This is a genomic window from Enterobacter vonholyi, from assembly GCF_040834095.1.
Taxonomy (GTDB): domain Bacteria; phylum Pseudomonadota; class Gammaproteobacteria; order Enterobacterales; family Enterobacteriaceae; genus Enterobacter; species Enterobacter vonholyi.
The window spans coordinates 2,635,208-2,647,003 of the sequence record NZ_CP162152.1 but is presented as its reverse complement, the minus strand read 5'-3'; the positions used below and the strand labels follow the sequence as shown (position 1 = coordinate 2,647,003).

The window sequence follows — 11,796 nt, the reverse complement described above, 5'->3', positions numbered from 1 at the left end:
ATTGTTGAAAGTTATAATAACTCATGAACGGATTCATCTTGAGCATGAGCGCATTTAATGCTTATTTTAATAGGCTATGCGGTAAATTTGTAAGACAACTAAGTGATTGAATAATGAACAAAACAGAATTCTACGCGGATCTGAACCGCGATTTTAAGGCATTGATGGCGGGTGAGACCAGCTTCTTAGCCACTCTGGCAAATACTAGCGCATTGCTGTTTGAACGTCTCTCTGACGTAAACTGGGCCGGCTTTTACCTTCTGGAAGGTGAAACGCTGGTGCTCGGTCCTTTCCAGGGCAAACTGGCCTGCGTGCGTATTCCGGTAGGGCGTGGCGTATGCGGCACGGCGGTGGCAGAGAATCAGGTCCAGCGTGTGGAAGATGTCCATGCGTTTGACGGACACATTGCCTGTGATGCTGCCAGTAATTCTGAAATCGTTTTGCCGCTGGTGGTCAAAAATCAGATTATTGGCGTTCTGGATATCGACAGTACGGTCTTCAGTCGCTTTACAACCGAGGACGAACAGGGGCTGCGCGAGCTGGTGGCGAATCTGGAAAACGTACTCGCTGCAACCGATTATCAAAAATTCTTTGCGAGCGTCGCAGGATAATCAACGGATAACGTAGCATTTACTGATAGCGTCATTATAATGACGCCTGTTCATGCCTGCGCTTGTTGGCAACGTCCGTTGTAATCAGGAAATTTCATGGAAAATCAACCTAAGTTGAATAGCAGTAAAGAAGTTATCGCATTTCTGGCCGAGCGTTTCCCGCAGTGCTTCAGCGCGGAAGGTGAAGCTCGTCCCCTGAAAGTCGGTATTTTTCAGGATCTGGTGGCGCGTGTTGAAGGGGAAATGAACCTCAGCAAAACTCAGCTGCGTTCCGCCTTACGTCTTTATACTTCAAGCTGGCGTTACCTGTACGGTATCAAACCAGGCGCTACCCGCGTGGACCTCGACGGCAACCCTTGCGGTGAGCTGGACGAGCAGCACGTTGAGCACGCGCGCAAGCAGCTTGAAGAAGCCAAAGCACGCGTTCAGGCACAACGTGCAGAACAGCAGGCGAAAAAACGCGAAGCCGCCGCGGCAAACGGCCAGGAAGAAGCGCCTCGTCGTGAGCGTAAACCGCGCCCTGCGCCGCGCCGTAACGATAATAACGATCGCAAACCGCGTGCAGACAAACCAGCAGCAAAAGCCCCGCGTGCCCCTCGTGAAGAGCCGCGCCATACGCCGGTTTCTGACATTAACGCCCTGAGCGTGGGTCAGGCGCTGAAGGTAAAAGCGGGTAACAATGCTATGGACGCCACCGTACTGGAAATCACCAAAGATGGCGTTCGTGTACAGCTGACTTCTGGTATGTCAATGATTGTACGCGCAGAACACTTGTTGTTCTGAAACGGAGGCCAAGCCTGGCATGAACACTTTTTTTAAGCTCACCGCGCTGGCGGGTCTGTTTGCTATAACAGGTCACGCTTTTGCAGTGGACGATATCACGCGTGTTGATCAAATTCCGGTACTCAAGGAAGAGACGCAGCACGCGACGGTGAGCGAGCGCGTGACCTCACGTTTTACCCGCTCGCACTATCGTCAGTTCGATCTCGATCAGGCCTTTTCGGCCAAAATCTTTGACCGCTATCTGAACTTGCTGGATTACAGCCATAACGTTTTGCTCGCCAGCGATGTCGAGCAGTTCGCTAAGCGCAAATCCGAGGTGGGTGACGAGTTGCGTTCAGGCAAGCTGGATCTGTTCTACGATCTCTACAACCTGTCGCAAAAGCGTCGTTTTGAACGCTATCAGTACGCGCTGAAAGTGCTGGAACGTCCAATGGACTTCACCGGCAACGACACCTTTAATCTGGATCGCAGCAAAGCGCCCTGGCCAAAAGATGAAGCCGAGTTGAATGCGCTTTGGGACGGCAAAGTTAAATACGACGAACTGAGCCTTAAGCTGACCGGCAAAGACGAAAAAGAGATCCGTGACACGCTGACGCGTCGTTATAAATTTGCTATTCGTCGTCTGGCGCAGACCAACAGCGAGGATGTTTTCTCACTCGCGATGACCGCCTTTGCGCACGAAATCGATCCGCACACCAACTACCTCTCTCCGCGCAACACTGAGCAGTTCAATACCGAAATGAGCCTGTCTCTGGAAGGTATCGGCGCGGTTCTGCAGATGGACGATGATTACACGGTGATCAATTCAATGGTCGCGGGTGGCCCGGCATCCAAAAGCAAAGCGATTAGCGTAGGCGATCGCATTGTGGGGGTTGGACAAACCGGCCAGAACATGGTCGATGTGATCGGCTGGCGTCTCGATGACGTGGTTGCGCTGATCAAAGGTCCGAAAGGCAGCAAGGTACGTCTGGAAATTCTGCCTGCCGGTAAAGGCACCAAAACCCGTATCGTTACCCTGACCCGCGAGCGTATCCGTCTGGAAGACCGCGCGGTGAAAATGTCGGTGAAAACCGTGGGTAAAGAGAAGGTTGGTGTCCTGGATATTCCTGGCTTCTACGTGGGGCTGACGGACGATGTGAAAGTTCAGCTGCAGAGGCTTGAAAAGCAGAACGTTAGCAGCATCATCATCGACTTGCGCAGTAACGGCGGCGGTGCGCTGACGGAAGCGGTTTCACTCTCTGGCCTGTTCATCCCATCTGGCCCGGTGGTTCAGGTGCGAGATAACAACGGTAAAGTCCGTGAAGATGCCGACAACGACGGTGTGGTCTACTACAAAGGCCCGCTGGTGGTCCTGGTTGACCGCTTCAGTGCCTCCGCGTCTGAGATCTTTGCCGCTGCAATGCAGGACTATGGCCGCGCGCTGATCGTCGGTGAGCCAACCTTCGGGAAAGGCACCGTTCAGCAGTACCGCTCTCTGAATCGTATTTACGATCAGATGCTGCGTCCGGAATGGCCTGCGCTGGGCTCGGTTCAGTACACCATTCAGAAATTCTACCGCGTGAACGGCGGCAGTACGCAGCGTAAGGGCGTCACGCCGGACATCATCATGCCGACTGGCACCCAGGAGACGGAAACCGGCGAGAAGTTTGAAGATAACGCGTTGCCGTGGGACAGCATCAATGCCGCGACTTACGTGAAGGCGGGTGATATGACCCAGTTTGGCCCTGAACTGCTGAAAGCGCATAACGACCGCATCGCGAAGGATCCGGAATTCCAGTACATCATGAAGGATATTGCACGATTCAATGCCCTGAAAGATAAGCGAAATATTGTTTCTCTGAATTACGCACAGCGTGAGAAAGAGAACAACGAAGACGACGCAACTCGCCTGGCGCGTATCAACGATCGCTTCAAGCGCGAAGGTAAGCCTCTTCTCAAGAAACTGGACGATCTGCCAAAAGATTACCAGGAGCCGGATCCGTATCTGGACGAGACGGTGCATATCGCTCTCGACCTGGCGAATCAGGAAAAAGAGAAACCTGCCGTACAGCCCGCTCCGGCAAAATAACCTCCTGACAGGCACAAGAAATTGTGCCTGTTTCTTTTTGTTCTGCATCCTTCCGTCAGTCAGATTTCCAATTGTGTAAAGTTGTGTCTTTCTGGTGACTTACGCCCGTTTGATGCTTGAAAATAGCCGCAATACCCATACGATGTGGGTAATCGCATAGTGCGTTTTGTTAAACTGAGGTAAAAAGAAAATTATGATGCGAATCGCGCTCTTCCTGCTCACCAACCTGGCGGTTATGGTGGTTTTCGGGCTCGTGCTAAGCCTGACAGGAATTCAGTCGAGCAGCGTTCAGGGTCTGTTGATTATGGCGCTGCTGTTTGGTTTTGGTGGCTCGTTCATCTCCCTGCTGATGTCGAAGTGGATGGCACTGAAATCGGTGGGTGGTGAGGTTATTGAACAGCCGCGTAACGATATGGAACAGTGGCTAATGAATACGGTGGCTCAGCAATCCCGTCAGGCAGGGATCGCCATGCCGCAGGTGGCGATTTACCATGCCCCGGACATTAACGCTTTCGCCACGGGCGCCCGTCGCGATGCGTCACTGGTTGCCGTCAGCACCGGATTGCTGCAGAACATGAGCCGTGACGAAGCCGAAGCGGTTATTGCCCACGAAATCAGCCATATCGCCAACGGTGACATGGTGACCATGACCCTGATTCAGGGCGTGGTAAACACCTTCGTGATCTTCATCTCCCGTATTCTGGCGCAGATCGCGGCAGGCTTTATGGGCGGAAACCGTGACGAAGGTGATGAGAGCAACGGCAACCCGCTGATCTACTTCGCCGTTTCGATGGTTCTGGAGCTGGTATTCGGTATTCTGGCCAGCATCATCACCATGTGGTTCTCCCGCCACCGTGAATTCCACGCGGATGCCGGCTCGGCGAAGCTGGTTGGTCGTGAGAAGATGATTGCCGCGCTGCAGCGCCTGAAAACCAGCTATGAGCCGCAGGAAGCGAACAGCATGATGGCCTTCTGCATTAACGGTAAGTCCAAATCGCTGAGCGAGCTGTTTATGTCTCACCCGCCGCTGGATAAACGTATCGAAGCGCTGCGCAGTGGGGAATACCTGAAGTAACGCTAAGACCCTTAATAAGCCGGGCAGGAGAACACTCCGCCCGGCTTTTTTTATGCCTGAACCCTGGGCTGGGTCACCCGCAGGCCGCTGACGATGGCGGCGAGAGAGGCAAGGGCACCTGCGGTGAGAAGCGCAATATGGTTGCCGTTTTGTCCTGCGAGGTTAAACATCAGGGCGACCAGCGCCGCTCCGCTGCTTTGCCCCAGAAGTCGAGCGGTCCCCAGCATGCCGCTGGCACCTCCGCTGCGATGACGCGGCGCGGAGGTGATAATGGTGTGATTGTTAGGGGACTGGAACAGGCCAAACCCCGCGCCACAGAGGATCATGCGCCAGATGATGTCCAGATCGGTTGGCGATGACGGCAGCAGAGCCAGCGCGAAAAGACCTGTCGCCATCACCGCCAGCCCCAAAGCGCCCAATAAACCGGCATGGACGCGTTCAATGAGGTAACCTGCCAGCGGCGCCATCACCATTGTCGCCAGCGGCCAGGGGGTTAACAGCAGGCCAGTCTCCACTTCTGAACGGCCTACCACGCTCTGCAAAAAGAAGGGCAGAGAAACCAGGGCCAGCATCTGGGCGCAGAAGGAGCAGACGGACGTGCAAATGGAGAGGGAAAAGAGGGGGATACGCAACAGGTCAACGGGCAGTAAAGGTACAGGGAGAGTGAGCTGGCGGCGAACAAAGAAGAAGCCGATCGCCAGCAGAGCGATAAGCTCCACACCGGTAAGCATCAGGGACTGTCCCTGCGCAAAGCCGCTCAACGCCGTAATAAGCAGGCCAAAGGTCAGGGCATTCATCACCGCACTCGCCACATCGAAGCGCGGCATGGTGCTTTTGGGACCGTTAGCGGGTAGAAAGCGCAGGGCAAAGAAGATGGCGACAATACCCAGCGGCACGTTAATAGCGAACAGCCATTGCCATGACGCAACGGAAAGGATCGCCGCCGCAATGGTTGGTCCGGCGGCAGAAGAGACGGCGACTATAAAAGAATTTATCCCCATGCCGCGCCCCAGATGGCGTTGCGGATAAATTAAGCGGATCAACGCCGTGTTTACGCTCATGAGCGCCGCGCCGCCAAAACCTTGCGCAATGCGGGCAAGCGTCAGGGTATGCAGTGAATCCGAAAGGGCGCATAGCAAGGACGTGAAGGTGAAAACCACCAGACCGCACTGATACACCCGACGGTAACCGAACATATCGCCCAGGAAAGAGAACGAGAGCAGGGAAACCACGATCGCAATCTGGTAGGCATTAACTATCCATATCGAACTGGCGGGAGAGGCGTGCAGGTCGCTGGCGATGGTTGGCAAGGCAACGTTCGCGATTGCGCCGTCAAGGACGGCCATTGAGATACCGATAATGATGGTGGCTATCGCGCCATACCGCAGGGGTAAAGGCAGGCCATCGGAAAGGGTCTTTTCCATTAAGATTAAAAAAGCTCAGCGTGAAATTATTCTCAGGATAACTATTTTAGCATTGTTACAGCCGCGATATGTCGCAGATTTGTAACGAAGTAAACGCGGATTGATTGCAGGTGACATGACGGGAACTTATAATAAAAACCGGTTCTGATTTTTATAAAACACTCTCTATGAGGTGGTAAATGGCTATTGCGGATTTGGATAAACAGCCAGATTCTGTTTCTTCCGTGCTGAAGGTGTTTGGCATCTTACAGGCGCTGGGAGAAGAGCGTGAAATAGGTATTACAGAGTTGTCGCAGCGCGTGATGATGTCTAAAAGCACCGTATATCGCTTTTTGCAAACCATGAAGTCGCTGGGCTATGTCGCCCAGGAAGGCGAATCTGAAAAATATTCTCTGACGCTGAAGCTGTTTGAACTGGGTGCCCGCGCGCTACAAAATGTTGACCTGATCCGCAGCGCTGATATTCAGATGCGCGAAATCTCTCGTCTGACTAAAGAGACCATCCATCTCGGTGCGCTGGATGAAGACAGTATTGTTTACATCCATAAAATCGACTCCATGTACAATCTGCGCATGTATTCGCGCATTGGTCGTCGCAACCCGCTCTACAGTACCGCAATTGGTAAGGTTCTGCTGGCGTGGCGCGATCGTGAGGAAGTGAAGCAGATCCTCGAAGGCGTTGAATACAAGCAAAGTACCTCACGAACCATTACCAGCACAGACGCACTGTTAACGGTGCTGGATCACGTACGCCAGCAGGGGTATGGCGAAGATAATGAAGAGCAGGAAGAGGGGCTGCGCTGCATAGGCGTTCCGGTGTTTGACCGCTTTGGCGTGGTGATTGCGGGCTTAAGTATCTCCTTCCCAACCTTACGCTTCTCTGAAGAGCGTTTGCATGAGTATGTGGCTATTCTGCACACTGCCGCACGTAAAATTTCTGCACAGATGGGATATCACGAATACCCGTTTTAATCCCTCTTCGTAAAAAACGCCGCATCTGATGCGGCGTTTTTTTGCGTCATAATCAGACTGATTAGCCATTATCAATCACGACGGATGTTTTACGCAGTACAGGGCAGTGGGTTAAGCCAACGATCCCGCTGTCAGTATGCAGATACTGGGCTGTGCTCATTCCTTGTGCTGTTAAATATTTACACTGAATGCCTAACCCGGCTGCGTTTTCGGTGCTCCCCACGAGCACGCCATAGCCCGATAACAGAAGGCCAATCCAGACAAGGGCGAGTACAATAATTGTTCGAACAATAAAGCGCATCATTACCTCTTTTATCGTTGTTATCGTAATGCTAGCGTAATGTGTTTACGTGATGAAACAAGTGCATGATTCTGAAAAAAAGCGTGATAGAGGCACAGTTAGTCCTTGTTTAAGATAAGCGTGATAACCTCGCTACATCAGGTTTTAAGACGGAGTGTGGAGTGAAAAAAATACGCTGGGTGATTCTGGTTATCGTGCTGATAGCGTGCGTGGTGTTATGGACGCAGACGATCAATGTGATGTGCGATCAGGATGTACAGTTTTTTAGCGGCGTTTGCGCAATCAACAAGTTTATTCCGTGGTAAGAGACATTTTTTCTCAACGTGATTTCCTTCCTTCGCGCCAGTGGTAAAATAGACGTTTTTATTGAGGTGGTGAAATGGGTGAGTTACTGAATTCAGGGCTGCTGAATATAGCATCCCTGATGATTTCTTTGGTTGTTCTGCTCGTGGGTCTGGTCATTTGGTTTTTCGTGAACCGAGCCAGCTCCCGGACTAACGAGCAGATCGAACTGCTGGAAGCGCTGCTCGATCAGCAAAAACGTCAGAATGCGCTGCTACGCCGTCTGTGTGAGGCTAACGAACCGGAAGAGAAAGACGCGCCGAAAGACGCGGTCGTCGAAGAAAACAAAGACGAAGATGACTTTATCCGCCTGGTGGCTGAGCGTTAATCTTTTTGTCCTGGGAGGTGGCTGTGGTCTGGAAAAACCCCTGGTATGACCCCTCCCTGAAACATCATACCCCGAACGGTTTTCGTAATACCCTCCCTGTCGGACATCAACCCGGCGACATTGACCGTTGGCGTAAAGCGCGTAAAGAGGCCGGTTTACCGAAACCACCTGCGCTGGGTTATGAAGATTTTATCCAACATTGGTGGCAACCTGTAGAGCTCACGCAACCTCATGGAGATGGGGTATGGTGGCTCGGACACGCGAGCGTGTTGCTGCAGCTGGACAGTAATATTATCCTTACCGATCCGGTATTTTCACGGCGCGCTTCTCCGCTCCCTTTCCTGGGACCACAGCGCAAAACGCCTCCCGTACTGTCTGTCGAGCAACTTCATCAGCTTGATGCGGTCGTCATCTCCCATAATCATTACGATCATCTTGATGACGCGACCATTCGCCGAATTCTCAAGCGCTTTCCCGACGTTAGTGTTTTTGTTCCCCTGGGTCTGGCCGACTGGTTTCGTCGTCGGGGAGCAAAACGCGTAGTTGAGCTTGACTGGTGGCAGAGTTTCACCTGGCAGGGGATGACGCTGACCGCCGTACCGGCACAGCACTGGAGCATGCGCACGCCATGGAACCGCAATCGTTCCTTGTGGTGCGGCTGGGTGATGGAAGGACGGCATCACCGTTTCTGGTTCAGCGGTGATACCGGCTATTCACCTGAGCTGCTGTTGATTCCTGAACGCCTGGGCCAGATAGATGCTGCCGCCTTACCGATTGGTGCCTATGCCCCACGATGGTTCATGGCTGTCCATCATATGGATCCGCAATCTGCGGTGGCATTGTGGCAGCAGCTGGGCTGTCCACTGACGTTTCCCATCCACTGGGGCGTATTTGAACTGGCAGATGAAGCGCTAGATGAACCTGTGCAGGAGTTAACTAACGCGCTCGATAATTTAGCACCAGTTAATGATTCTTTCAGGATACTGAAAATTGGTGAATATTTATCCTTATAAACGAAGCGTTAAATTGTTGCATATATTCTTGATGTAAACGCTCGCAGGAATGTTTTATTTTTATCGAAACGTTTTGCTTGCCTTCTTTTGATGCAGAGTCATAAAAATTTCATTATTTTGGTGCATAACGCTGTTTTATTAACTGGTGCATTTTAATACAGACGGAAGTGGTTTTTTAACAGTGTTTTTTCTCTGAAACAATTTGGTCGCGTTACAATGATTTAAGCATAAGTTTTCACAAATTGTTCTAACTCAATCAAGACGTAAGATTTCTTTTCCCGGTTGCTGGACGGTTCGTAATGATTGAGCTATGTTAAAAAAGTCTTAGATTACAGCGGTTGTGCAAGCAATGCTGGGTCTTTGTTACGCAGCAGGGCTGTCTGTACATGATGCGCATAATTGTGCAAAACCTGACAGGCACTGTTCGAATTTGTGCGGCGGATCGAGACATGTTTAAAAATGGCTTGCCATATTAAACATAGTGTGTGATAACACGTTTTGGGTCAAACGAGGTACAGTTCTGTTTATGTGTGGCATTTTCAGTAAAGAAGTCCTGAGTAAACACGTTGTCGTTGAATACCGCTTCTCTGCCGAACCTTATATTAGTGCCTCATGCAGTAATGTCTCAGTTTTATCTCAGTTAATGCCTGCGGGCTAAGAAAACACTCTAAGGAATTTTGCAAAATGGCAAAGATTAAAGGTCAAGTTAAGTGGTTCAACGAGTCTAAAGGTTTTGGTTTCATTACTCCTGCTGACGGCAGCAAAGACGTGTTCGTACACTTCTCTGCAATCCAGGGTAACGGCTTCAAAACTCTGGCTGAAGGCCAGAACGTTGAGTTCGAAATTCAGGACGGCCAGAAAGGCCCAGCTGCAGTTAACGTAACTGCTATCTGATCGAACCGCTGCTGACTGAAGCGCTTAGCACTTCACTCTCAGACATAAAGCCTCGCATACCGCGGGGCTTTTTTATGTCCCTTATCTTTCAAAATATTACCATTCGCGGTCTTGTTAGTAACTTGTTGCAAAGCTGCGAGGTTAGTAGCACTGTTTTGCCACCCATAACGCATCTTTTCCCGTTAAATCAGGGCGTTGTTTTACAGTCCTGGGGTTCAGGTGAAGAAGAAAATGATTACGACCGCTGGCAATTTCACGCCGGCGCGTTTTGCACTGCTCTGCTTAGCGATTTTTTGTAGTCTGGCTTTTTTGCTGGGCCGTGTTGCCTGGCTGCAAATCATCAAGCCTGACAATCTGGTAAAGCAGGAAGATATGCGATCCCTCCGCCAGCTGACGATTGATGCGCCGCGCGGCATGATAATGGATCGCGCAGGTCGACCCCTGGCGGTGAGCGTGCCTGTCCAGGCCGTTTGGGCCGATCCTAAAACGGTGCTGGCAAAAGGAGGCGTTGGCGTTGATGAACGCTGGCAGGCGTTGGCAAATGCGCTGCATCTCTCCCTGGGCACACTCTCGGCGCGAATTAACGCCAACCCGCAGGGGCGTTTTATTTATCTTGCCCGCCAGGTCGATCCCGCACAGGCAAAGTGGATCGATAAGCTGAATCTGCCCGGCATCAATTTACGCGATGAATCCCGCCGTTTTTATCCTGCAGGCCATGTGGCAGCGAACCTGATTGGCTTCACCAATATTGACGGGCAGGGCATTGAAGGCATGGAAAAAAGCTTTAACGCGCAGCTGACCGGCAAGGCCGGAGTTCGGCAGGTAAGGGAAGATCGCTACGGTCGCGTGGTTGAAAACCTGACGGAAGTGGCACCCTCGCCAGCGCATAACATTCAGTTGAGTATTGACGAGCGGCTGCAGACCATTACTGAAGATGCGCTTGATAATGCCGTGGCCTGGAATAAGGCCGAGTCGGGTGCTTCGGTGCTCATTAATATCCCAACCGGGGAAATACTCGCGATGGCGAGCTATCCGGATTTCAATCCCAATAATCGGGAAGGTGCGACGATAAATGATTTTCGCAACCGCGCGATCAGCGATACGTTCGAGCCCGGTTCGACCGTCAAGCCGCTGGTGCTGATGACGGCCCTGCAGCAGGGTCTGGTTCAGCCCGACAGCGTGATTGACACTCATCCGTATACCCTGGACGGGCATCGTATCCGCGATGTGGGCTATTATCCTGAACTGACGATGACCGGGATCCTGCAAAAATCGAGCGACACCGGCGTGTCCCGACTTTCGCTGGCGATGCCTGTCCAGCACCTTATTGATACCTATCGAAACTTTGGTTTTGGTACGAATACGGGGCTTGGCTTAACGGGGGAGAGCGCGGGGCTGCTGCCCCAGCGTAAATACTGGAGCCAGCTCGACCGGGCGACCTTTGCCTTCGGCTACGGGTTGATGGTAACGCCGCTCCAGCTGGCTCACGTCTACGCCACGATTGGCGGCTTCGGGCTCGAGCGACCTCTTTCGATTACGCGTATCGATCCACCCGTTATCGGGCACCGCGTCATGCCGGAAGAGATTGCGCACGAGGTGGAGCACATGATGGAGAGCGTCGCGCTGCCCGGCGGCGGGGGCGTGAAGGCGGCCGTTCGTGATTACCGGGTGGCGGTGAAAACCGGTACGGCGAAGAAAATTGACGATAGCGGGAAGTACGTCGATAAATACGTCGCCTATACTGCCGGCGTTGCGCCTGCCAGCGATCCGCGATTTGCCCTGGTGGTGGTCATTAACGATCCGCAAAATGGCGCCTACTACGGCGGGGCCGTCTCCGCGCCTGTCTTCAGTGAAATTATGGGTAACGTGCTGCGTCTGGAAAATGTGAAACCTGACGGGCTACCGGCGGGTTCCGATCACCTAATCGTTATGCGTTAACCGGGCGTTTATAACCAGGGCGAATAGCGGTACACTTCGCCCTTTGAT

The 11,796-nt window shown here is 52.3% G+C and carries 12 protein-coding genes and 1 pseudogene; 11 read left to right on the top strand and 2 right to left on the bottom strand.

The window, feature by feature from the left end; translation table 11 throughout:
* Nucleotides 1-113 precede the first annotated feature (113 nt).
* The 4 genes from AB3N39_RS12475 to htpX all read left to right on the top strand — a co-directional run bounded on the left by AB3N39_RS12475 (nt 114) and on the right by htpX (nt 4,537).
* Nucleotides 114-611: a GAF domain-containing protein gene (locus AB3N39_RS12475; RefSeq protein WP_008500476.1), complete on the top strand. Its 498-nt coding sequence runs from the start codon at nt 114-116 to the stop codon at nt 609-611.
* Nucleotides 612-707: 96 nt separating this feature from the next.
* On the top strand, nt 708-1,394 hold the full coding sequence (gene proQ / locus AB3N39_RS12470; protein ID WP_028018656.1) for an RNA chaperone ProQ: 687 nt from the start codon (nt 708-710) through the stop codon (nt 1,392-1,394).
* A gap of 19 nt (nt 1,395-1,413) precedes the next feature.
* Complete coding sequence (gene prc / locus AB3N39_RS12465) at nt 1,414-3,462, top strand: carboxy terminal-processing peptidase (RefSeq protein WP_127731432.1); 2,049 nt, start codon at nt 1,414-1,416, stop codon at nt 3,460-3,462.
* 193 nt (nt 3,463-3,655) lie between these two features.
* Complete coding sequence (gene htpX, locus AB3N39_RS12460; RefSeq protein ID WP_136195772.1) at nt 3,656-4,537, top strand: protease HtpX; 882 nt, start codon at nt 3,656-3,658, stop codon at nt 4,535-4,537.
* 50 nt (nt 4,538-4,587) lie between these two features.
* On the opposite strand, the gene AB3N39_RS12455 is transcribed toward htpX, so the two are convergent.
* Nucleotides 4,588-5,961 (bottom strand): MFS transporter, encoded by a 1,374-nt coding sequence (locus AB3N39_RS12455; RefSeq protein ID WP_136195771.1) that lies wholly within the window; start codon nt 5,959-5,961, stop codon nt 4,588-4,590.
* 179 nt (nt 5,962-6,140) lie between these two features.
* Between AB3N39_RS12455 and kdgR the strand changes: the two genes are divergently transcribed.
* Complete coding sequence (gene kdgR / locus AB3N39_RS12450; protein ID WP_136195770.1) at nt 6,141-6,932, top strand: DNA-binding transcriptional regulator KdgR; 792 nt, start codon at nt 6,141-6,143, stop codon at nt 6,930-6,932.
* Nucleotides 6,933-6,993: 61 nt separating this feature from the next.
* On the opposite strand, the gene AB3N39_RS12445 is transcribed toward kdgR, so the two are convergent.
* Entirely contained in the window at nt 6,994-7,233 is a 240-nt protein-coding gene (locus tag AB3N39_RS12445) for a YobH family protein (protein ID WP_111964799.1), read from the bottom strand.
* 161 nt (nt 7,234-7,394) lie between these two features.
* Here AB3N39_RS12445 and mgrB point away from each other — a divergent pair, with 161 nt between their 5' ends.
* The 6 genes and pseudogenes from mgrB to ftsI all read left to right on the top strand — a co-directional run bounded on the left by mgrB (nt 7,395) and on the right by ftsI (nt 11,748).
* Nucleotides 7,395-7,538, top strand: coding sequence for a PhoP/PhoQ regulator MgrB (mgrB, locus tag AB3N39_RS12440; RefSeq protein ID WP_013096124.1), 144 nt, complete (start codon nt 7,395-7,397; stop codon nt 7,536-7,538).
* Between the two features lie 74 nt (nt 7,539-7,612).
* A complete protein-coding gene (locus AB3N39_RS12435) occupies nt 7,613-7,903 on the top strand; it encodes a YebO family protein (RefSeq protein ID WP_111964798.1) in 291 nt (96 codons plus the stop codon).
* Between the two features lie 23 nt (nt 7,904-7,926).
* The gene (locus AB3N39_RS12430; RefSeq protein WP_367896765.1) at nt 7,927-8,916 is read left to right on the top strand and encodes an MBL fold metallo-hydrolase; all 990 of its coding nucleotides are present in this window, start codon (nt 7,927-7,929) and stop codon (nt 8,914-8,916) included.
* Between the two features lie 526 nt (nt 8,917-9,442).
* Nucleotides 9,443-9,587 (top strand): annotated as a pseudogene (locus AB3N39_RS12425) (DUF2627 domain-containing protein).
* Between the two features lie 13 nt (nt 9,588-9,600).
* The gene (cspE, locus tag AB3N39_RS12420) at nt 9,601-9,810 is read left to right on the top strand and encodes a transcription antiterminator/RNA stability regulator CspE (protein ID WP_001062678.1); all 210 of its coding nucleotides are present in this window, start codon (nt 9,601-9,603) and stop codon (nt 9,808-9,810) included.
* A gap of 231 nt (nt 9,811-10,041) precedes the next feature.
* Complete coding sequence (gene ftsI, locus AB3N39_RS12415; RefSeq protein ID WP_136195768.1) at nt 10,042-11,748, top strand: peptidoglycan glycosyltransferase FtsI; 1,707 nt, start codon at nt 10,042-10,044, stop codon at nt 11,746-11,748.
* Nucleotides 11,749-11,796 lie beyond the last annotated feature (48 nt).